The organism is Rhizobium sp. 01N447_2 (assembly GCF_056399245.1).
The window spans coordinates 47,650-69,638 of record NZ_JBFTQY010000006.1; the positions used below are offsets into that span (position 1 = coordinate 47,650).

Here is a 21,989-nt window from a genome sequence, read left to right on the forward strand (position 1 = left end):
GTGCGGTCAATGCCGCACCGCTGCTTGGACATCGCTCAGAGCGAGCCGTCGGCGGCTGCCTTCATGTAGGTCTCGGTGAAGCGCAGCTTGACGTTGCCGCTATCGCCGAGGATCTTGCCATCCGGCATTTCGATGCCAATGACGTCGGCCGATGGCGCGCCATTGCCGAGCAGGCCCTTTTCGAACAGGAAGTTGCGGACGAGATCCATCGTCTTCGGCAGGCTGGCCGAGGCGGTGAAGGCAACGGCATCGGCCGGCTTGGCAAACAGCTTGGTGACGGCAAGCTGGGACTCGTAGCCCTTGAGATCGGTGCCCGATGCCTGGCCCATCGCCTCGCGGGCGGCTTTGCCGTCGGCGCTGTCGGCGGTCAGCAGTGCTGCGGTCTCATACCAGATGCCGGCGAGCGCCTTGCCGAAATTCGGATTGTCCTTCAGCACGCCTGAATTGGCGACCATCAGGTCGATGATCTCACCCGGCACCTGCGAGCTGTCGAAGACCTTCTTGGCCGTGGGATCCTCGAGGATGGTCGAGACCAGCGGGTTCCAGGTGACGACTGCGGTGACATCTGCCGTCTTGTAGGCGGCGACCATATCGGCGTCGGACGTGTTGACCACCTTGACGTCACGCTCGGTCAGTTTGATGCTTTCGAGCGCGCGGGCAAGCAGGTAGTGCGAGACGGAAAATTCGACGAGATTGACGTTCTGGCCCTTGATGTCGGCAAGGCTCGCCTTGTCCTTCAGGATGACGGCATCATTGCCGTTCGAGAAGTCGCCGACGATGACGGCTGTCGTATCGACGCCGCCGGCAGCCGGGATCGACAGGCCGTCCATGTTGGTCAGCGTCACGGCGTCGAAGGCGCCTGCTGTATACTGGTTCATCGATTCGACGTAGTCGTTGAACTGGGTGACCTCGATCTTGATGCCGTATTTGTCGGCCCATTTCTTGACGATGCCGTGATCAGCAGCATAACCCCAGGGCATCCAACCAACATAGATCGACCAGGCGACCTTGAAGTCGGTCTTCTGTTCGGCCTTGGCGATGGAGCCGAGTCCCAGCGCCAGGGACGCCGTCAGCGCGGTAATCGATAGAATCTTCGAAAAAGTCTGCATTGAAATTCCCCTTTTGCTTTTCTTCAAAAGGGATCGGCAATGACCATCGTGCCGCCAATCCCTTGGCTTACGAGGTCTCCCGGGCTTTTGTCCCGCCGTGCACCCGGCGGGATGTCTCCCCTGCCGGTGGTAGCTCTCGGACCAGCCACGCCTTGCGACGCCGGAACCCTAGCCACCAACTCTGCAACTATCGAAGCAAAGTGCGTGCCAAATTATAAATCATTGATTTTATTGAGAGTGCGATGGCACCAATTTCCTGGAAAATGCAATAGTGCATGCACTTGCACAGAAAATGTGCGTATTCTGCCGCCACCTTAGGCGTTGGTTCTTTTTTGCCCAGTGAAAAACAAGTCGCAGGCAGCCGCACCAGAACGCCGAATTGCGGCTGGCTCTGAGCTAGTTGCGGAAAGCGCCGGAGGGCATCGTCGTCACCAGCCGGATATCGCGGCGGAAGTCCGACGGGGACATGCCGGCGATGTGGCGGAAGGATTTGTTGAAGGCGCTGATCGAGCCGAAGCCGCTGTCCATCGCCACCTGCAGCACATTGGCGCCCTCGCTCATCAGCATCGCCTGGGCGCGCGACAGCCGCAGCAGCGTCACATATTTGCTGAGCGTCATGCCGGTCGATCGCTTGAAAAGGTTCATCGCATATTTCGGATGAAGGTCGGCGGCGCGGGCGATATCGACCGAATCGATGTCGTGCAGGAAATTGGCGGCGATGAAATCGCACATGCGCGCGACGCTGCGCGAGGAATGCGGATACGGGTGATCGCCGTCGAGATTGATGGCCGCCTGCGACGTCATCGAATAGGGTTCGAGCGCGATCCGCTCGATGCGCAGCAGCAGCTCGTCGACGGCGTGCTGGGCCTTGGCGGGATCGCCTGAGTTGGCATAGCGGAACCAGCGGGTGAAGTTCTCGCTGTCGGCGGCATCCGTTGCCGAGGTCAGCAGCGTCTCGCCCTTCATCAGCCGGCTGGAAACGCTGATCGGCAGGCGCAGCCGGAAGAAATAGACGAGCGGCAGATGGGCGCCGGCATAGAGTGAATCATCCGAGGATTCGTCCATCTGATGCGGCTGACCACCCCAAAAGAGGCACATTTCGCCGGCGTTCAGCCGGAATTCGTGGTCGCTCATCCGGTAGTGCACGGTGCCGCGCATCACGTAGTTGACCTCGACCTGCGCATGCCAGTGCGGCATGGCCATGACAGGCGGATGGGCATGAAACATCTGGAGCGCTGTCGGCAAACCCTCGATGCTGCTCGCGCCGGGCTGGTAGATTGCACGTGTGCCGACCTTACTTTCCGCCAAATTCATGTTCCCTTTTTAGGAGACAGCCGCTCCCTTACAGATAGTTTAACCGCGTTCGTAAGATCGGCAATTGAAAAGGGAGGATTTTCAATGCGCTTCAAACTTCTCGCTGCGACCGCAGCTGTCGCAGTGCTTGCTTCCGGCTCCGCATTCGCGCAGTCGGCCAATCTCACCATCTGGAGCTGGAATACGGCCGCGTCGGGACTGAAGTCCACGCTCGCAGGCTTCAACAAGCAGTTTCCCGATATCAAGATCACCGTCGAGGACCTTGGAAACGGCCAGGTCTTCGACAAGACGCTCGCAGCGTGTGCTGCCGGCGGCGACGGCTTGCCCGATATTGTCAGCATCGAAAACTTCGAGGCTGAAATCTTCTGGAGCCGTTTCCCGGATTGCTTCGCCAATCTGAAGGAACTCGGCTACACGGCCGATATCCAGGCGAAATTCCCAGATTTCAAGCGCACCGAGCTCGAGGTCGGCGATGTCGCCTACGCCATGCCGTGGGATTCCGGTCCTGTCGCCGTCTTCTATCGCCGCGACCTCTACGAAAAGGCCGGCGTCGATCCGAGCACGATCAACACCTGGGACGATTTCATCGCTGCCGGTAAGAAGATTTCCGCCGCCAATCCCGGCGTCGTCATGGCGCAGGCCGACTTCAACGGCGACAGCGAATGGTTTCGCATGATTGCCAACGAACAGGGCTGCGGTTATTTCGCGACTGATGGCCAGTCCATCACCATCAACCAGCCGGCTTGTGTCGCCACGCTGCAAAAGGTGAAGGAGATGAAGGATGCCGGCACGCTGACGGCGGCCAATTGGGAAGAGAAAATCCAGGCCGATACCGCCGGCAAGGCTGCGAGCCAGATGTATGGCGGCTGGTATGAGGGCACCGTGCGCTCGACCTCCCCGGACCTCAAGGGCAAATGGGGCGTCTACAAGATGCCGAGCCTGACGGCAGACGGCCCGCATGCTGCCAATCTCGGCGGTTCGTCGCTCGCCATTTCGGCGACGTCCGCGAACAAGGAAGCCGCCTGGAAATTCGTCAACTACGCCCTCGGCACAGATGAAGGCCAGATCACCATGCTGAAGGAATTCGGTCTGGTCCCATCGCTGCTTTCAGCCGAGAAGGATCCCTTCGTCAGTGAGGCGCAGCCCTATTGGGGCGGTCAGAAGGTCTGGGCGGATATCCTGGCGACACTACCGAAGATCGTACCGAGCCGCGGCACCGCCTTCCAGAGCGATGCCGACGCCATCTACAAGGCGACGCAGACGAAGTTCTTCTCCGGCGGTTATCCCGATGCGAAGGCGGCTCTCGACGATGCCGCCAACCAGATCGCTTCGGCGACCGGCCTTCCGATCGCGCAATGAATGACGAAGCCGGGCGTTTAAGACGCCCGGCCTTCGCCCGGCTTGCAAGGCGGCCGGTCATTCATTGGTTTTGTAAGGAGGAGGCCCGATGCCGTTCAGAACCCGGAGCGCCTATGCGTTCCTCGCCCCCTATCTGCTGGTCTTTGCCACCTTCTGGCTCTGGCCGATCATCAATTCGTTCCTGATCTCCTTTCAGAACACGCGCATCAACCCGTGGAGATACAGCCTCCAGGCCAACTGGGGCCGGCTCTTCTATGACCCGGCCTTCTACAATGCTCTCTACAATACGCTGATCATCCTGGTGATCCAGGTGCCCGTCATGATCGCGCTGGCGACTGTCATGGCCGTGCTGCTCAATTCGCCGCTCTTGAAAGCGCGCCCGCTCTTCCGCTTCGCCTTCTTTGCCCCCGTCGTCGTCGGCGAGGTCGCCTATGCCGCTGTCTTCCGGCTGATGTTCAGCCTCGATTTCGGGATCATCAACAAAATGATTTCAGCCATCGGCCTCAGCCCGGTCTCCTGGTTCGACAATGCAAATGCGGCAATGGCGGTGTTGATTATCGCCGTCACATGGCGCTGGGCGGGCTATAACGCCATCATCATCCTTGCCGGACTGCAGTCGATCCCCGAGGACGTCTACGAGGCGGCAACGCTCGACCGGGTGAGCAAGGTCCAGCAGTTTTTCCATATCACCCTGCCGCTCCTCAAACCGATCATCCTCTTCTGCGTGGTGCTCTCGGTGATCGGCACGATGCAGCTCTTCACCGAGCCCTACCTCATCACCTATCGCGGCGGCCCCGGCGGCGGCACGGAGACCCTCGGCCTGCTGCTCTACCGCCAGGGCTTCACCTCGCTGAACTTCGGCTATGCCTCGTCGATCGCCTATACGATAGCAGCCCTTGCCGTGGTGATCTCGCTTCTCAATCTCTGGGTCGGGAGGGATCCGAAATGAGATCCAAATCGCAATCTCTTCTTCGGCGCCAGATCGCGCTGCATGCCGTCCTGGCGCCGCTGGCGATAATCTGGCTGTTTCCGCTCTGGATGATGTTCGTCTTTTCGACCATGCCCGACAACGGCATCTTCAGCCCTGACATCGTGCTCTGGCCGTCGACCAACTTCGTCGAGAACTTCAAGAACCTGCAGGCCGATACCGATTTTGTCGGCGCGATGGTGATCTCCATCGGTGTCGCGGTCATCTACACCGTGCTCTCGGTGATGCTGACCTCGATGGCCGGCTGGGCGCTGGCGCGTTATCGTTTCGTCGGCCGCTCCATCGTCATCGCCATCATCCTCGGCACGATCACGCTGCCGTTTTCGGTGGTCGTCATCCCGCAGTTCATCATGGTGGCACGGGAATTCAAGCTGGCAAACACCTGGGTAGCTCTGATCGTGCCACCGCTGTTCAATTCGCTCGGCGTGCTGTTCATGCGACAATCCTTCTCGATGATGCCGGGCGAGCTCTTCGATGCGGCCCGGGTCGAGGGCGTCAAGGAATGGCAGATCTTCCTGCGCATCGCCTTGCCACTGGCGCGCCCGACCATGGCGGCATTGGCGATCATTCTCTTCCTGCACTCGTGGAACAATTACCTCTGGCCGCTGCTGATCAATTCCAGACCGGGAATGATGACGGCGCCTGTGGCATTGGGAACGCTGATCGGTCTCACCAAGGTCTCATGGGGCGGCATCATGGCCGGCGCGGTGCTGCTGACGGCGCCGATCCTCGTCATCTTCGTGGCGCTTCAACGCCATTTCATCGCCGGCATCGCGGCCGGCGCAATCAAATAATCGGGAGGCTGCATGGCAGAGCTTTCACTCAGCAACATCGTCAAGCGCTTCGGCGGCTTTGAGATCATCCACGGCGCCAATCTGGAGGTGAAGGACGGCGAATTCGTCGTCTTCGTCGGCCCCTCCGGCTGCGGCAAGTCCACGCTGCTCAGGATGATCGCCGGCCTCGAGGACATTACATCAGGCGAGCTTCAGATTGGCGGCAGGGTCGTCAACGACGTCGAGCCGGCCGATCGCGGCATCGCCATGGTCTTCCAGTCCTACGCGCTCTATCCGCACCTGACCATAGAGGAAAATTTGAGCTTCGGCCTGCGCATGAACGGCAACCCGAAAGCCGACACCGAGCGGCGCGTGCGCCATGTCGCCGAGATCCTGCAGATCACCGAGTTGATGAAGCGGCGGCCGAAGCAGCTTTCCGGCGGCCAGCGCCAGCGTGTCGCGATCGGCCGCGCCATCGTCCGCGAACCACAGGTCTTCCTGTTCGACGAACCTTTGTCGAACCTCGATGCGGAACTGCGCGTGCAGATGCGCGTCGAAATCTCCAGACTGCACAAACAGCTCGGCACGACGATGATCTACGTCACCCACGATCAGACGGAAGCGATGACGCTCGCCGACAGGATCGTCGTGCTGCGCGCCGGCAATATCGAGCAGATCGGCGCGCCGCTCGACCTTTACGACGACCCCGCCAATCAGTTCGTCGCCGGCTTCGTCGGTTCACCGAAGATGAATTTCCTGAAGGCCGTGGTGGTCGAGGCGCAGCCGGGCAGGGCGGTGATCGCGTTGGAAAGTGACGCCAATACCCGTCTGACGCTGCCAGTCGCCGATCCGATCGAAGCCGATGCAAAGGTAACACTCGGCATCCGTCCGGAACATTTCGTCGATGCGGGCGCAGGCGATGCCGACCTCACCGTCACCATCGACGTCGCCGAGCATCTCGGCAATACCAGTTATATTTACGCCACCATCGGCCCCGAGCAACTGATCATCGAGCGGCCGGAATCGCGCGTCGCCGGCAATCGCGAAACGCTGACAGTCGGCCTTCCCGCCAGCCGCACATTCCTTTTCGACGGCGCCGGCAAACGGCTTCGCTGAACCAAATCCCAGGACAGAAAGACGAAAGAGGATTTTCCATGACTTCAGATCAACCAATCCGCTGGGGCATCATCGGCCCCGGCACCATCGCCCGCACCTTTGCCGATGGCGTCGCTCATTCTCGCACAGGGAAGCTGGTGGCGATCGCCACCCGCAATCCTGCAAAGCCGGGCCTTGCCGAAAACTTCCCCGGCGCCCGCATCGTCGATGGTTACGAGGCGCTGCTCTCCGACAAGGAGATCGATGCGATCTATATCGCCGTCCCCCACACCGGCCATGCCGAATGGGCGATCAAGGCGGCACGCGCCGGCAAGCACATCCTGGTGGAAAAGCCGATCGCGCTCTCGGCCTATGATGCCGAAGCGGTTTACTACGAGGCGAAAAAAGCCGGCGTCTTTGCCGGCGAGGCCTTCATGTACCGCGTGCATCCGCAGACCGAGAAGCTGGTCGAGCTCGTCAAAAGCGGCGTCATCGGCACCGTTCGGATCATCCGCTCGAGCTTCGGCTTCAATATGGGCAGCTACAAGCCGGAACACCGGCTTTTCGCCAACGATACTGCTGGCGGCGGTATTCTCGATGTCGGCGGTTATCCGGTCTCGATGGCCAGGCTGATCGCCGGTGCCGCAGAGGGCAAGGCCTTCCTCGAACCGGAGAAGGTTTCGGGCGTCGCCCATCTCGGAGAGAGCGGCGTCGATGAATGGGCATCTGCCGTGCTCAAGTTCCCGAACGAGATCATCGCCGAAGTCTCCTGCTCGATCATGGCGCAGCAGGACAATGTGCTGCGCATCATCGGCTCCGAGGGCCGGATCGAGGTTCAGGACTTCTGGTTCGCCTCCGGCCATAAGGGCGGCGTCGGCAAGATCGAAATCTTCAAGGGCGGCAGCCGAGAAACCGTCGAACTGAGGGAAGACCGCTGGCTCTATTCCTTCGAGGCGGATGCGGCCGGCGATGCCATCCGCGCCGGCAAGACCGAATTCAGCTCTCCTGGCATGAGCTGGGCAGATTCGATCGGAAACCTGCGTGTACTCGACCAGTGGCGCGCCTCGGTCGGTCTTGAATACGGCGTGGAAAAAGCCAGCAAGCGCACGGCAAACATTGCTGGCGGCACGGTCGCGCGCGGCAATAGCGTTCCGCAGCGTCAGATTCCCGGCATTTCCAAGCCGGCCTCGGTGGTGACACTCGGCTTCGAATTCTTCCCGAATTTTGCCGCCGCCTCGCTGACGCTCGACGCCTTCTACGAGGCCGGCGGCAATGCCTTCGACACGGCCTATGTCTATGGCGGCGGTAAGACGGAGGCGATCTTCGGCGACTGGCACACGAGCCGAAAGGTGCCGCGCGAGGAGATCGTGCTGATCGGCAAGGGCGCCCATTCGCCGCTCTGCTATCCCGATATGATCGCAAAGCAGCTCGACCAGTCGCTTTCCCGGCTGAAGACCGACTATGTCGATATCTATTTCATGCATCGTGACAATACCGACGTGCCGGTCGGCGAGTTCGTCGATGCCATGGATGCGGAGGTCAAGCGCGGACGCATCCGCGGCATATTCGGTGGCTCGAACTGGGCGGGGGCGCGCTTCGACGAGGCGATCGCCTATGCCGAAAAAACCGGCAAGACGGCACCGGCAGCACTTTCCAACAACTTCTCGCTCGCCGAGATGCTCGACCCTATCTGGGCCGGCTGCGTCGCCGCTTCCGATGACGACTGGAAAAAGTGGCTGAACGAGAAGCAGATCCCGAACTTTGCCTGGTCGAGCCAGGGCCGCGGCTTCTTTACCGACCGCGCCGGCCGCGACAAGCGAGATGACGAGGAGATCGTCCGGGTCTGGTATTCCGAGCGCAACTTCGGACGCCGCGACCGTGCCATCGAGCTTGCCAACAAACTCGACCGCAATCCGATCCACATCGCACTCGCCTATGTGATCGCCCAGCCTTTCCCGGTCATTCCACTGATCGGCCCGCGCACCGTCGCCGAGTTGGAAGACAGTCTCTCGGCGCTCGACATCAAGCTCACACCCGATCAGGTGAAGTGGCTGGAAGGCTGACGAGACAGGCAAAGGGTGCGGTGCGAGCCGCAAGCCCTCTTAGCCATTGCTTCATCAACACCCCTTGTAACCTCGGTTATCAGGGGTGTTTCGCATGGTGGATTTCATCATCGTCGTCTGCGGACAGCATCTCGACTGGAGCGTAAGCATCCTTCTGCCGCGCGTCTCTGATTGCCGCAATTTCAACAATGCCGTCTCGCGAGCGAATTGTGAGCACGAAGGGAGGCATACTCACCTTGCGCGTTCCTTCCAGGATTCCCCTTTCGGTCATTTGGGGGAACGATGAAAGAAGCTCTCTTTGCCTTTCCAGGCGTTCAACGAGTTTCTTTGCGGCGGCTGGGTTAACCTCTGCGAGTTCGGCAATCTTGCTCAAAAACCAGCGTTCTGCACTTTTGGAAAGGCGAACGCGAGGCATCAACCCACCCGCATACGGCGTCGATACTCGGCAGCATCGACGATTGCCCGAGCCTTCTCAAGCACGTCCTCCAGATCGACGCTGTCCCCTCGATTCAGTTCATCGAGCCCTTGAGCATCTGCAAGGATTTCGGCCCCTTCAATTGCAAGATATTGACTGAGCGCCTTCTGCATTATCCAGGTACGATCACGTTCAAGAATTGCCGCGATACGATCGAACTCCGAAACCAGGGACGTGGGCAGTCTCAGAGAAACTTGAGATTTTTCACTGTTCAGCATGATTATCGCTCCGTAATACAGTGAATTACATCGTAACCCAAACCCAGGCGAAGTCAAGGCGTTTGACCCTCGCGGTGGCGCGATCAGCTTCAACGGCACTGTGCTCTGGGAAGGACGATGCCGCCCATTCCGCCCATTCCACATTTAGGTGAGGGGCGCGTTTTGAGCCGCGCTCTTGCATTTCTACTTGCGAGGCTCGGAAGCCTTCTTCCTGGCTGCGTCGTCCATCAGCTCATACCACATGGCGTTGAGGACGGCGAAGGCGGCGGCCAGCGGCAGGCCGAGGATCCATGCGAAATACCACATCGTTTCATCTCCCTCAGAGCAATTCCACGAAAAGTGCGAAGCGGTTTTCCGTCCGGAATTGCTTAAAAACAAAAGGTTAGAGCGGTTCTGCTGAGCCGCTCTAGTAAGCGTGGCTATTTTTATCGGTGATCGACTTCTCATCGACCTTGCCCCACAGAACCTTGTAGACCCAGGCTGTGTAGGCGAAGATGATCGGCAGGAAGATCACCGTCACCACAAGCATGATGAACAGTGTCATGTGGCTGGAGGATGCATCCCAGACCGTCAGGCTCGATCGCGGATCGAGCGAGGAGGGCAGGATGAACGGGAACATCGACAGGCCGACCGTCGAGATGATGCCAAAGATCGCCACCTTGCTGAAAAGCAGCGTCATGATCTCGCGCCTTGCCCGCATGGCAATGAAGGCCAGTGCCGCGCCGACGAAGCCGAGGACGGGCGCGATGATCATCCACGAATGAGCGCCGTAATTGGCAAGCCATGCGCCTTTCTCCAGCGCCACGGTCTTCAGCAGCGGATTGGAGGGACCGATCGGGCTGATATCGCTGGTGATGCGATAGCCACCGACGCCGATCCAAAAAAGGAAGAGGCCGCCGAGTGCGAAAAGCACGATAACGGCAAGGGCGGCGATGCTGCCATAGCTTCTGGCACGCATTGCGACCGGGCCACTCGATTTCAACACCAGCCAGGCCGCACCATGCATCGTCAGCATGGCTAGGGAAAGCAGGCCGCAGAGCAGCGCATAGGGGTTGAGCAGCGCGAAGAACGAGCCCTCATAGAAGATCCGCATATCGTCGGCAAAGCGGAAAGGCACGCCCTGCAGCACATTGCCGACGGCGACGCCGAAGATCAGCGACGGCACGAAACCGCCGACGAAGAGCGCCCAGTCCCAGCCGCTGCGCCAGCTGGCGCTTTCCCGCTTAGACCGGTATTTGAAACCGACCGGGCGCAGGATGAGTGCGAAGAGGATCGCGAACATCGCCAGATAGAAGCCCGAGAAGGAGACCGCATAAAGCGGTGGCCAGGCAGCAAAGATGGCGCCGCCGCCGAGGATCAGCCAGACCTGATTGCCTTCCCAGGTGGCGCCGATGGTGTTGATCGCCACGCGCCGTTCCGTATCGGTCCGGGCGACGAAAGGCAGCAGTGTGCCGACGCCGAGATCGAAACCGCCTGTCGTCGCAAAGGCGATCAGCAATACGCCGAGCAGCAGCCACCAGATGAGACGCAGGGTTTCATAGTCGATGAGTTCGTGAAGGATCATGGCAGGTCACTCCGCGGCCGGGACGAGGGTTTCGGAAATCAGATGGGCTTCCGGCTCGTCGTCCGGCTCCGGCCCTTGCCTGATCGCCTTGATCATCAGGCTCATCTCGATGACGATCAGCGTCGTATAGAGTGCCGCAAAACCGATGATGGTCAGAAGCACCGTGCTGGCGCCGAGGCTGGAGACGGCAGCAGCCGTCGGCAGCACGCCTTCGATCACCCAGGGCTGGCGGCCGAACTCGGCGACGATCCAGCCGAATTCGATGGCGACCCAAGGCAGCGGAATGGCAAACACCGCGATCCGCAGAAGCAGCGGGTACTTTTCGAGCTGGCGCCGCGCCGACAGCCAGAAGAAGGTCGCCGTCAGCAGGATGAAAAACATACCGAGACCGACCATGATGCGGAAGGACCAGAAGAGCGTCGGCACGTGCGGGATGGTGTCGCGCGCGGCCTGAACGATCTGCTCGTCGGTCGCCTGGCGCGGATCGTCGACGTAGCGCTTCAGAAGAAGAGCGTAACCGAGATCATGGCCGAGATCCTCGAAGGAGGTGCGCACTTCCTGCGCAACCTGGTCCTGTGCCGGTGCCGAACGGATCTGCATCAACGCGTCGTAAGCCTTGATGCCGTCGCGGATGCGGGTTTCGGCCTGCTGTTCGAGCTTGTCGATGCCGGGGATTTCGGTCGTCAGCGAGCGCGTGCCGATCAGGCCCATGACCCAGGGAATGTGCACGGCAAAATGCGTTTCGCGGGCCTCCTGGTCGGGGAAGCCAAAGGCGGTGAAGGCCGCCGGCGCCGGTTCCGTCTTCCACATGCCCTCGATTGCCGCGAGCTTCATCTTCTGGTTCTCAGTCGCGAGATAACCGCTCTCGTCGCCAAGCACGACGACTGATAGAGCCGAGGCGAGGCCGAAGGAGGCGGCGACCGTTATCGAGCGCTTGGCAAGTTCGATATGCCGGCCCTTGAGGATATACCAGGCGGAGACGCCGAGCACGAAGATCGAGGCGCAGACGTAACCTGCCGACACCGTATGGACGAATTTCGCCTGGGCGACGGGATTGAAGACCACGTCGAAGAAGCTTGTGATTTCCATGCGCATCGTCTGCGGGTTGAGCGCCGATCCCACGGGGTTCTGCATCCAGCCATTGGCGATGAGGATCCAGAGTGCCGAAAAATTCGAGCCGATCGCCACCGCCCAGGTGGCGACGAGATGCCCGACCTTCGACAGCTTGTCCCAGCCGAAGAAGAACAGACCGACGAAGGTCGCCTCGAGGAAGAAGGCCATCAGGCCTTCGATCGCCAGCGGCGCACCGAAGATGTCGCCGACATAGTAGCTGTAGTAGCTCCAGTTCATGCCGAACTGGAATTCCATGACGATGCCGGTGGCGACGCCGAGCACGAAGTTGATGCCGAACAGCCCGCCCCAGAATTTGGTCATCTGCCGCCAGATCTGGCGGCCGGTCATGACATAGACGGTTTCCATGATCGCCAAGAGCACGGACAGGCCGAGCGTCAGGGGCACGAACAGGAAGTGGTAAAGCGCCGTCAGCGCAAACTGGAAGCGCGAAAGCGCTACGATATCTAGTTCCATTGTCTTTCTCCCACGGTCCCACGCGGTACAGGCGTTCCTCAGCGCCGATCAGCGCTCAGGGCATGCGGCTTTGCTCAGTCCGGCCGAAGCCGGTCGAGCGCCCTTTCGAACGCCGCCTCTCCGCGGCGCGAAATTTCTGTGATACGGCCGCCTTCGATGACGGCGATGCGGTCGGCAATCGCAGCCTCGCGGCGGATATGCGTTGCGATCACCAGCGAGCGGCCCGCCGCCATCGCGGAAAGACGGGCGAGCACGTCGCGGGCAGTGACACCATCGAGGCCCTCGGTCGGCTCGTCGAGCAGCCAGAGCGGCGTGTCGCGCAGGAAAAGCCGGGCAAGCGCCAGACGGCGCGACTGGCCGCCTGAAAGTCCAAGGCCACCTTCGCCGAGCCGCGTATCGATCCCCCCAGGCATGGCCTCGACATCGGTAAGCAGGCCGGCGGCGGCAAGCGCTTCGCGAAGACGGGCCTCGTTCGCATCCGGGTTCGCAAGGAGCAGGTTGCCGCGCAGGCTGTCTTCGAAAAGCTCCGTCCGTTGCGTCAGCAGCGTTGCCGTCATCGCGGCAACGCTTCCCCTCCTTGCCGGCAATTCGCCGGAAAGGAGGGCAAGCAGGCTCGACTTGCCGGCACCGCTGCTGCCGATGACGGCGAGGCGTTCGCCCGGTTGAAGCGTGAGTTCGATATCCTCGAGCGCCGGCACGGTGGAGTTTTCATGGAAGGCTGACACCTTCGCCAGCGAAAAAACGCCTCCCGGCAACGGCACCGCCAATGGTTCGGGTGCCGCCGCAACGGCAAGCCGCGGCGCGATGCGCCTTGCCGCAAGCAGCGTCCTACCGAGTTCCAGGGCACCACGGCGTAGCGCTGTGAAGGGTTCGACTGCCGCAAAGGCGACGAGCAGGCCGAGTGCGGCGACAGGAGCGGTAATCACCTTCGTTTCCGCAAGTGCCGCAACGGCAAGCAGCGATGCCGTCAGCAGCAGGGTCGAGACAAGGCCGAAGCCGAATGTCAGGCCGGTTTCGACACGGTTCAGCCGGTCGTCGGCGCGGGCAGAGTAGGCGTCGGCCGCAGCGATGATACCTGTCTGCGCGGCAAGGCGGCCGGCCATCAGCAGATCGGTCTGGCCGGCGACGAGATCAATCGCTCGCGACCGCAGCGCCTCGATGCCATGGGCGCGTCTGCGGGCATGTTTGCGCGCCGCCCGCCCGGCGATCAAGGGCAGGGCGAGGCCGGCACCGGCGAGAAAAAGGCCGAAGCATAGACCGAACAGGGGATGCATCAACCCCAGCACCACGCTTGCCGCCAGGGCTGCACCGATCGCGACCGCAGCCGGCACGAGGATGCGCAGGTAGAGGGAATCGAGCGCATCGATATCGGCCGTCAGCCGGAAGAGCAGCTTTGCGGGACGATGCAAAAGGGTGCGAGCCGCACCCGGTTCGGCAAAGCCGCGAAACAGCCTTTCGCGCAGGGCGGCGAGTACACTGAGGGTTGCGTCATGGGTCGCAAGCCTTTCGCCGTAGCGCGCGGCCGTACGGACGATAGCGAGCAGGCGGATGCCGGCTGAGGGCGCAAAGACGTCGAAGGTGATGGCGGCAGCGGCCGAAAGGCCGGCGAGCGAGGTGGCGGTGATGAACCAGCCGGACAGGCCGAGCAGGGCGATGCCGGCTGTCACCGTCGCTGCCGAAAGTGCTGCACCGAGCAACAGCGCACGCCGGCGCTCGGCAAGGAACAGACGCAGGATCGGCTTGAGGTCTGCAGCAAATCCGCTCATTCAGCGGCCTCCCTCATAACGATGTCGGCATCGATGCGCATGGCGCGATGCATGCGGGCGGCAAGCAGCGGATCGTGGGTCGCGACGATCAAAGTGCGGCCCCTGGCGAGCGAAAGCAGGCTGTCGGTAACCTCGGCGGCGGTGGCGGCGTCGAGATGCGCTGTCGGCTCGTCGGCCAGGATAATCCGGAGATGCGGATTGCAGGCGGCCCGAGCGATCGCAAGCCGAAGTGCCTCGCCGCCGGAAAGCCCGATCCCGCCTTCGCCGAGCGGCCGGTGGCCATAGGCGGCGGCGACTTTTCCGAGCCGGGCGGCGTCAAGTGCATCTGCCACATCGCCGCGTGGGATACCGGGCCTGCCGAGCGTGATATTGCCGGCGATGGTGCCGGCGAAAATATGCGGTCTCTGGCCGATCCACGCCATGCTGGCGCGCAAGGCGTGGGCGCTGTCATCCGCAAGTTCGATGCCGCCGATGACGATGCGGCCAGCGGTGCAGGGCGCCAGTCCTGAAATCAGCGAAAGAAGCGTCGACTTGCCGGAACCGCTGGCGCCAAGAAGCGCCAGATGTTCGCCGGCCGCGATATCGAGGTTGAAATCGTCGAGGATCAACGGCTCAGTGGCGGCGTAGCGGAAATCGACATTCTCAAGACGGATGGCCGGCGCTTCGGCGACGGCAGAGACCGCTGGCGCGACGTCGACTGCTCCTCGAATGGACAGGCCGCCGGCAGCGAGGGCGTCCAGGGCCTTCAGCGCCGCTTCGCCGGCCGCCCGATCGTGCCAGACAGCCGAGAGTTCGCGCAGGGGCTCGAAGAAGGCCGGCGCAAGCAGCAGGATGAACAGTCCCTCGGTCAGGTCGAGCCGGCCCACCCAAGTGCCGAAGCGAATTTCGCCGAGCAGGCTGAAACCGACATAGACCGCAATCATCGCCACGCCGAGCGCGGCGAAAAGCTCGAGCACCGCCGAAGACAGAAAGGCAATCTTCAGCACCGCCATGGTGCGCGCGCGCAGCGACTCCGCCTCCGACCGTAGGCGCAGTGCCGTGGCATCGACTGCGTCGAGCGCACGGATGGTCGCCAGTCCGCGCAGCCGATCGAGCAGGAAGCCGTTGAGGCCGCCGGTCGCGACGAGTTGTTTTTCGCTGGCAGCTTGGGCACGCCAGCCGATCAGCGCCATGAAGATCGGGATCAGCGGCGCGGCGAATAGCAGAACCAGCGCGGCGATCCAGGAGACCGGCAGGATGAAGGCAAGGATGATGAGCGGCACGAGGCTCGCCTTCATGCGCGCCGGCTGGAAACGGGCGAGGTAAGGCACGATCAGTTCGGCTTGTTCGCCAATGACACTTGCGGCTTTGCCAGAGGCGGGGCGGCCGCGATCGATGGGTGACGACATGGAAAGGGCCGCGGCGGCAATCTGCCGCCTGCGGCTGAGCTCGGCGCGGGCGGCGTGAAAGGCCAGGCGGCCGCCAGCCGCGTCGAGACAACTTCTTGCAAATCCGAGGACAAGGATGCCGAGGGCTGGCCAGAGAACGTCATGCAATCCGCCGCCATCGGCGATGCGCCCGACCGAGACGGCCAGCAATCCGGCCTGCGGAATCCAGATGGCCGCAGCCAGCGCCTGCAGCATCGCCGCCCTGCGCAGCCCGATTTTCGCCCCGTCGCGGCCGGGCGTAACGGCACCACCATCCCGTGGCCGAGCCTCTTGTGTGTCCTTCGCGTCGAAGAAAGCAGTGCCCATGGCGCTAACTCTTGTTCGCAGGGTTCGGCCGGCGGCTACGGCCGAGCGAAACGACCCGGTCCTTGGCCTCCAGAAGCTTGGTCACTTTCGCGCCGAGCGAGAGTAGCGTTGCAAGCCTCTCTGTTTCAAGTTGTTTTACGTCTTCATACCAATGCGTCAGCTGCTCGATCAGCGTGTGCATCTCGCTCATGCGCTGCTGCGCATGCCGCTCTGCGTCGCTCGCCGGCCGTTGCATCAGGATCTCCCGCAGAACCGAAAGCGTCGGATCGACTTCACGCTTCTTTCTCTCCTCGGCCAGCGTCCTCAATATGTGCCAGACATCGTCCGGCGTGATGAAGAAATCGCGGCGATCGTCCGGCTTGTGTTTCAGGATGACGAGGTTCCAGGCCTGCAATTCGCGCAGGCTCATCGACACATTGGAGCGCGAGATGCCGAGCGATTCGGCGATCTCCTCCGCGCAGACGGGCGCGGGCGAAACGAAGAGCAGGGCGTAGATCTGGCCGACCGTGCGGTTGATTCCCCAGCGCGACCCCATTTCGCCGAAGTGGAGAACGAAGGACTGGACGAGAGGCGGAAGGTTCATGGTCGTTTCCGTTGCGTCTGTGATTTCAGAAATTTCTGAAATCACTATACTGACCTTCGCGTTCCTCCGGCAATCGGCAAGGCTGGCCTGCGTCAATTTGGATGTCCCTTCGTTGATCGTTGGCTGGATATAGCCGGACGCGACGTGGCTGAATTTGACTTGGATCAAATCCGTAGCGCTTTGCAGCGACGACGCAAAAACGCCCGGCGATGCGTTACGCATGCCGGGCGTTCTGTCGGATTGAGATGTCTAGGCCGCCGCCTGGTTTTGGTTCAGAAATGCCGTCAGGCTCAGATCAAGCCGGCCAGAAGACCGACGCCTGCTATGGCGGCAATGCCGCCGGCCGTACGCGTCACGAAAACGCCCTGACGTTCACCGGCGCGGCCGATGACGTAACCAAGCGCAAGGCCGGCGAGGTGCAGCAGTGCGGTTGCGATCATGAAGCCGGCGGCATAGGCGGCGCCGGCGGCATTTTCCGGCATTTCGGCGCCATGTGCGTGACCGTGGAAGATAGCGAAGACGCCGATGACACCAAGTGCTGCGGCCAGCGGCGCCTTGACGTTGAGCGCAACGACGGCGCCGAGGACGACGACGGACAGCGCGATGCCGATTTCAACGAAGGGAACGGCAATGCCGGCAACGCCGAGGGCACCGCCGAGCGCCATCACCAGGACGAAGGTCGTCGGCACGAGCCAAGTGGCGCGGCCACCGAGCTGAAATGCGAAAACACCGACCATCACCATGGCGAGGACATGATCGAGGCCAGAGATCGGATGGGCAAAGCCATGGCTGAAGCCGGCAGCTTCGCCGATCGCGGGATGGGCCGAGGCGACGGCTGGAAGCGCTGCGGCAGCCAAGGCAAGCAGGCCGCTCTTGATTGCTGATTTCATTGCTCATTCCCCTCGTGAATTTTCGAATATCCTGCGGCTGCCGAACACCGGCATGGTTCCAAGTCGCGTACATCACGCTAGTTCAAAGAATTCGCGCCGTCAACGAAAATGCCATGAAATACCAAGCCAATTCAAGTGCTTATCTGATAGGCAGATGCCGCCTTCGATAGCTTCTCCCAGCGCCCCGCGACTCAAGATCGAACTGGAAACCGTCCCCCACAGAGGCTATCAATCGTCCGATAGAGACGGCGCAGACCGCCGTGATGGAGGAGACGCCATGACGAATACCGAACGGCCGCTGGCGATCAGCGCGCCCGAGCCGCGCACGCTCGATCTGATTTTCAGCGACAAGGCGCGCGCCGAACTGCATGCGAAATACGAGATCGTCGAGGCCGATCCCGAGAATATCGCCGGGCTTAGCGACGAGATCCTCGGAAGCGCGCGCTACATCATCGGCCAGCCGCCGCTTTCGGCCGAAACGCTGGCCAGAATGCCGGCCTTGCGCTCGATCCTCAACGTCGAAAGCAATCTTCTCAACAACATGCCCTATGAGGTGCTCTTCCAGCGCGGCATCCATGTCGTCACCACAGGGCAGGTCTTTGCCGAGCCGGTCGCCGAAATCGGCCTCGGCTTCGCGCTGGCCTTGGCGCGCGGTATCGTCGACGCGGATGTCGCCTTCCGAGAGGGCCACGAGCTCTGGGGCGGTGAGGGAAATGCAAGCGCGCGACTGATCGCCGGTTCCGAGATCGGCATCGTCGGCTTCGGCGATCTCGGCAAAGCGCTGCGCCGGGTCCTGTCCGGCTTCAGGGCCCGCATCAGGGTGTTCGATCCCTGGCTGCCGCGCTCGGTCCTCGAGGAAAATGGCGTCGAGCCCGCAAGCCTTCAGGACGTTTTGACAAAGAGCGATTTCATTTTCGTCGCCGCCGCCGTCACCAGCGAAAACAGCAAATTTCTCGGCACTGAGGCCTTCGCCAGCATGCGCAGGGGCGCGGCCTTCATCCTGCTCAGCCGCGCCGATGTCGTCGATTTCGATGCGCTGATGGCGGCCGTATCGTCAGGCCACATCGTCGCCGCGAGCGATGTCTACCCCCAGGAACCGTTGCCGACCGATCATCCGGTGCGGAGCCTGAAAGGCTTCATCCGCTCGGCGCACCGGGCTGGGGCGCTTGACAGCGCCTTCAAGAAAATGGGCGACATGGTGCTCGAAGACATGGACCTGATGGATCGCGGCTTGCCGCCGATGCGCTGCAAGCGGGCGGAACGCGAGACGGTTTCCCGCATGCGTTCCAAACCGGTCGAAGTGAATTAGAACAGAATGCCGACGTGACGCGCCGCCTCAGGCGGCGCGCTGCTCGGCACCCTGGATCGCGGCGAGCTTCCAGTCGGCGTCAGGCTTGCGCACGAAGGTCCAAACCTCGGTGCTTTCGCTCGGACGGCGGTCGTCGCCGGAAACAACGCGGCCGCTGTCGCGTTCGACCATGGCGTCGACCGACGAATAGCGCATGGCGAGCGTCGCATATTCCTGGCCGTCTTCGCGCCAGGCCTCGGCTATGTCGCCCTGCAGCAGCTTGACATCGGAGACGCGGTTGCGCACGCCGTTGGTAGCGTTTTCGCCGAGTTCCTCGGCAAGATAGGACATCGCCTCGGGCGTCGTCAGCCGGCGCAACGTGCCGTAATCCTCGGCACCGTAAGCGGTCTGCACCTGGGTCAGCAGTTCTTCGAACTGATCGAGATCGGCCTGCGCCAACCCGATCTCGTCGCTCGGCCGATTGCCGCGCGACTGCCCACCGAAACCGCCTCCCGACCCGATCGCCGGGATTTGGAAGGACGACTTATTCGTCGGCGACATGTTATAGGACTGGCTCTGGCCCCCGACGCCGTAGGAAGGCTGGCGGCGGTTGGCGAAATAACGCATGGCGAGCATGACGCCGCCGCCGATCAATGCGATCTGCAGCAACATTCCGAGGAAGCCGAAGCCGCCGCCGAAACCGTGGCCGAGCAGCATGCCGAGAAGACCGCCAGCAATCAGACCGCCGATCATCGAACGGCCGAAGCCGCCGAAGAAACCGGGGCGCTGAGCGCCGAGGGGCTGCTGAGCGGTAGCAGGTGCCGTGGTCTGCGGACGCGGCGTCATCGACCGTTCGATCGGCGCTGCGGGGGCAGGTGCGGTGCGGGTGACAGGCGGGGCCTGGAAGGTGCGCGTGCCGCGGCTTCCAAAACCGAAGCTGCCGGCGCGGCGCGCCTCGGCATCGTCGAGGGAAGCAAAAACGGTGGCGCTCGTCAGTGCGGCAATTGCCGCGATCTTGGCAAAACGCGAAACGGCACTCGGCATTCCTGATCTCCTGTCATGCACAATCACGGCATGTCGGGACCTAATATAGGTACTCTTTCCCCGGTGTGAAGTTCTTCGGCTTCATTACTGGCAGACGTCGACCCAACTGGCGCCGGTCAGCTCGGCCAACCGCCCAGTTTCGATGCGCACGGCCGAGTTCGTCGAGCCGGCCGCCGGCACGACTTCATCGAAGCGTTTCAGCGAGATATCGCAATAGATGGGCAGTGGCGAAGGCAGGCCGAAGGGGCAGACGCCGCCGACCGGATGGCTGGTGATCGCCACGACCTCCTCAGCGCCGAGCATGCGCCCCTTGGCGCCAAAGGTGTCTTTGAACTTGCGATTGTCGAGCCTTGCCGTGCCGCCGGCTACGACCAGCATCATCTGCTCGCCGACGCGCAGGCAAATCGTCTTGGCGATCTGGGCTGGCTCGACGCCGTGGGCTTCGGCGGCAAGCGCCACCGTCGAGGAGCTCTCGGCGGTTTCGATGATTTCGATATCGGGTGCGTGGGCGCTGAGGAAGGCGCGGACAGATTCAAGGCTCATGACGCGATGCTAGCCCAGGAAATACGCAATTTGAAGCGTAAAAGACGCCTGTCGAAAACCGCCGCTTGCAAGTCGCGCGGACATCGTCATAATAATTTTGCACACGTGCTCAATTTTGTCATTCGGCCGTTACGTTCAACCCCTAGAGCGGGATACGCCACGTTTTCGTGGGGTTTCGGAGCGGTCATCATCAGCAGTGCTGACCCGTCAAGAGGCCTCACACTGCTCTTCTAGGGAGACGAAGAAGATGACCATTTTGCCGACACTGAAATCGCTTGCCGTCGCAGCCGCCATCCTGGCCTCGACCTCCGCAATTGCACTCGCCAAGGACGTTCACATCAGCGTCTGGGCCGGCGGCACCGGCCCGAACGATGTCTATCGCCTCGACGCCATCGAGATCGCAGCCCAGCAGTTGCAGCGCGAAGCTGCTCTGAAGGGCGAAGACCTGAAGATCACCGTCGAGAAGAAGCCTTATTCCGGCTGGGACGACTTCAAGCAGGCGCTGACCCTTGCCGCCGAAGCCAAGACCGCCCCGAATATCGTCGTCAGCGGCCATGAAGACATCGCACCCTGGTCGCAGGCGGGCCTCATCGTTCCGATCGAAGATTATGTCGATCTCGACTCATGGCCGCTCAGCGACATCTATGAAAACCTGTTGAAGATCGCGTCCTATAACGGCACAGTCTACGGCATCCCGCAGGATGCTGAATCCCGCCCGATGTTCTTCTGGAAGCCTTACATGAAGGCGATCGGCTACAGCGATGCCGATCTGGATGCGCTGCCGCAGAGCGTCCAGGACGGCAAGTACACCATGAAGAACCTGCTCGAAGACGCCAAGAAAATGCAGGACAAGGGCCTCGTCCAGGCCGGCTACGGTTTTTATCCACGCACCAGCAACGGCCCTGATTACTGGCAGTTCTACACCAGCTTCGGCGGCACGATGGAAGAAGGCGGCAAGCTCGTTTTCGACAAGGCGGCGATGACCCGCACCTATCAGTTCTTCGCCGATGCCGTGAAGGCAGGCGTCACCAAGAAGAACCACATCGGCATGCCGGGCGACCAGTGGTGGAAGGAAGTCGCCACCGGCAAGGCCGGCATCTGGGACGGCGGCACCTGGCATTATGCCCGCCTCGTCAACCAGGAGGGCTTGAAGGACTTCTTCGGCAACGTGATCTTCACGCTGATCCCCGCCGGCGAAGGCGGCAAGGCCAACACGCTGACCCATCCGCTCGTCTACCTGCTGACCGCGGGTCACGACCAGGAAGACACCGAGATCGCCGCCCAGCTGGTCAAGATCGCCTCCGAGCCGCGCACCAACGCGCTGCATGCGGTCAAATCAGCTCATCTCGGCATCTCCAAGTCGGAATCGACGGTCGACTTCTATTCGGCCGACCGCTGGACCCGTGAAGCCACCGAACGCCTGCTGCCGCATGCCAATGCGATGCCGAACAATTCCGATTTCGGCAAATATTGGAACATCATGTGGAAGAACCTCGAAGCATCCTGGACCGGCGCCAAGACCGTAGACGCCGCGGTCAGTGATGCAGAGAGCGAGCTGAAGAGCACGCTCGGCGACAAGATCGTCATCCGTTAAGAT

The 21,989-nt window shown here is 61.7% G+C and carries 20 protein-coding genes and 1 riboswitch; of the genes, 7 read left to right on the forward strand and 13 right to left on the reverse strand.

Translation table 11 applies throughout. The annotated features are described in order from the left end of the window. Positions 1-35 precede the first annotated feature (35 nt). Positions 36-1,109, reverse strand: coding sequence for a putative urea ABC transporter substrate-binding protein (locus tag AC1ECN_RS05280; RefSeq protein ID WP_130657650.1), 1,074 nt, complete (start codon positions 1,107-1,109; stop codon positions 36-38). 74 nt (positions 1,110-1,183) lie between these two features. Next, a riboswitch (guanidine-I (ykkC/yxkD leader) is annotated at positions 1,184-1,292 on the reverse strand. Between the two features lie 213 nt (positions 1,293-1,505). After that, entirely contained in the window at positions 1,506-2,423 is a 918-nt protein-coding gene (locus AC1ECN_RS05285) for a helix-turn-helix domain-containing protein (protein ID WP_130657651.1), read from the reverse strand. Positions 2,424-2,507: 84 nt separating this feature from the next. Between AC1ECN_RS05285 and AC1ECN_RS05290 the strand changes: the two genes are divergently transcribed. The 5 genes from AC1ECN_RS05290 to AC1ECN_RS05310 all read left to right on the forward strand — a co-directional run bounded on the left by AC1ECN_RS05290 (position 2,508) and on the right by AC1ECN_RS05310 (position 8,701). After that, the gene (locus AC1ECN_RS05290) at positions 2,508-3,782 is read left to right on the forward strand and encodes an extracellular solute-binding protein (RefSeq protein WP_477952377.1); all 1,275 of its coding nucleotides are present in this window, start codon (positions 2,508-2,510) and stop codon (positions 3,780-3,782) included. 88 nt (positions 3,783-3,870) lie between these two features. After that, positions 3,871-4,731 carry a carbohydrate ABC transporter permease gene (locus tag AC1ECN_RS05295; protein ID WP_477952379.1) on the forward strand — a complete coding sequence of 287 codons (861 nt, stop codon included), beginning with the start codon at positions 3,871-3,873 and terminating at the stop codon, positions 4,729-4,731. Beyond that, on the forward strand, positions 4,728-5,564 hold the full coding sequence (locus AC1ECN_RS05300; RefSeq protein ID WP_477952381.1) for a carbohydrate ABC transporter permease: 837 nt from the start codon (positions 4,728-4,730) through the stop codon (positions 5,562-5,564). The genes AC1ECN_RS05295 and AC1ECN_RS05300 overlap by 4 nt, the downstream gene beginning before the upstream one ends. A 12-nt stretch (positions 5,565-5,576) precedes the next feature. Further along, positions 5,577-6,659 (forward strand): ABC transporter ATP-binding protein, encoded by a 1,083-nt coding sequence (locus tag AC1ECN_RS05305; protein ID WP_130707127.1) that lies wholly within the window; start codon positions 5,577-5,579, stop codon positions 6,657-6,659. Positions 6,660-6,697: 38 nt separating this feature from the next. After that, complete coding sequence (locus AC1ECN_RS05310) at positions 6,698-8,701, forward strand: aldo/keto reductase (RefSeq protein ID WP_477952383.1); 2,004 nt, start codon at positions 6,698-6,700, stop codon at positions 8,699-8,701. A 79-nt stretch (positions 8,702-8,780) separates the two neighbouring features. Here the strand turns inward: AC1ECN_RS05310 and AC1ECN_RS05315 are convergent, their stop codons facing one another. From AC1ECN_RS05315 to AC1ECN_RS05355, 9 genes are all read right to left on the reverse strand, one after another. After that, entirely contained in the window at positions 8,781-9,116 is a 336-nt protein-coding gene (locus AC1ECN_RS05315) for a type II toxin-antitoxin system RelE/ParE family toxin (RefSeq protein ID WP_130714323.1), read from the reverse strand. After that, complete coding sequence (locus tag AC1ECN_RS05320; protein ID WP_130714322.1) at positions 9,116-9,394, reverse strand: CopG family ribbon-helix-helix protein; 279 nt, start codon at positions 9,392-9,394, stop codon at positions 9,116-9,118. Before AC1ECN_RS05320 ends, AC1ECN_RS05315 begins: the two co-directional genes overlap by 1 nt. A gap of 183 nt (positions 9,395-9,577) precedes the next feature. After that, complete coding sequence (gene cydX, locus AC1ECN_RS05325; RefSeq protein WP_017957645.1) at positions 9,578-9,700, reverse strand: cytochrome bd-I oxidase subunit CydX; 123 nt, start codon at positions 9,698-9,700, stop codon at positions 9,578-9,580. A 100-nt stretch (positions 9,701-9,800) separates the two neighbouring features. Then, entirely contained in the window at positions 9,801-10,958 is a 1,158-nt protein-coding gene (cydB, locus tag AC1ECN_RS05330) for a cytochrome d ubiquinol oxidase subunit II (protein WP_477952385.1), read from the reverse strand. Positions 10,959-10,964: 6 nt separating this feature from the next. Continuing rightward, the gene (locus AC1ECN_RS05335) at positions 10,965-12,545 is read right to left on the reverse strand and encodes a cytochrome ubiquinol oxidase subunit I (RefSeq protein WP_018496135.1); all 1,581 of its coding nucleotides are present in this window, start codon (positions 12,543-12,545) and stop codon (positions 10,965-10,967) included. A gap of 74 nt (positions 12,546-12,619) precedes the next feature. Continuing rightward, the gene (locus AC1ECN_RS05340; RefSeq protein ID WP_130765632.1) at positions 12,620-14,311 is read right to left on the reverse strand and encodes an amino acid ABC transporter ATP-binding/permease protein; all 1,692 of its coding nucleotides are present in this window, start codon (positions 14,309-14,311) and stop codon (positions 12,620-12,622) included. After that, the gene (gene cydD, locus AC1ECN_RS05345; protein WP_477952387.1) at positions 14,308-16,044 is read right to left on the reverse strand and encodes a thiol reductant ABC exporter subunit CydD; all 1,737 of its coding nucleotides are present in this window, start codon (positions 16,042-16,044) and stop codon (positions 14,308-14,310) included. Before cydD ends, AC1ECN_RS05340 begins: the two co-directional genes overlap by 4 nt. 4 nt (positions 16,045-16,048) lie before the next feature. Then, entirely contained in the window at positions 16,049-16,627 is a 579-nt protein-coding gene (locus AC1ECN_RS05350) for a GbsR/MarR family transcriptional regulator (protein ID WP_130765630.1), read from the reverse strand. A gap of 290 nt (positions 16,628-16,917) precedes the next feature. Continuing rightward, positions 16,918-17,517 (reverse strand): HupE/UreJ family protein, encoded by a 600-nt coding sequence (locus AC1ECN_RS05355; protein ID WP_018069325.1) that lies wholly within the window; start codon positions 17,515-17,517, stop codon positions 16,918-16,920. Positions 17,518-17,794: 277 nt separating this feature from the next. Between AC1ECN_RS05355 and AC1ECN_RS05360 the strand changes: the two genes are divergently transcribed. After that, positions 17,795-18,826 carry a hydroxyacid dehydrogenase gene (locus tag AC1ECN_RS05360; RefSeq protein ID WP_477952390.1) on the forward strand — a complete coding sequence of 344 codons (1,032 nt, stop codon included), beginning with the start codon at positions 17,795-17,797 and terminating at the stop codon, positions 18,824-18,826. Between the two features lie 27 nt (positions 18,827-18,853). Here the strand turns inward: AC1ECN_RS05360 and AC1ECN_RS05365 are convergent, their stop codons facing one another. Next, a complete protein-coding gene (locus AC1ECN_RS05365; protein WP_131706481.1) occupies positions 18,854-19,849 on the reverse strand; it encodes a Tim44 domain-containing protein in 996 nt (331 codons plus the stop codon). Positions 19,850-19,933: 84 nt separating this feature from the next. Continuing rightward, positions 19,934-20,392, reverse strand: a complete 459-nt coding sequence (locus tag AC1ECN_RS05370; RefSeq protein ID WP_018069328.1) for a YbaK/EbsC family protein — start codon at positions 20,390-20,392, stop codon at positions 19,934-19,936. A 247-nt stretch (positions 20,393-20,639) separates the two neighbouring features. On the opposite strand from AC1ECN_RS05370, the gene AC1ECN_RS05375 reads away from it, so the two are divergent. Next, positions 20,640-21,986: an extracellular solute-binding protein gene (locus AC1ECN_RS05375; RefSeq protein ID WP_018069329.1), complete on the forward strand. Its 1,347-nt coding sequence runs from the start codon at positions 20,640-20,642 to the stop codon at positions 21,984-21,986. Positions 21,987-21,989 lie beyond the last annotated feature (3 nt).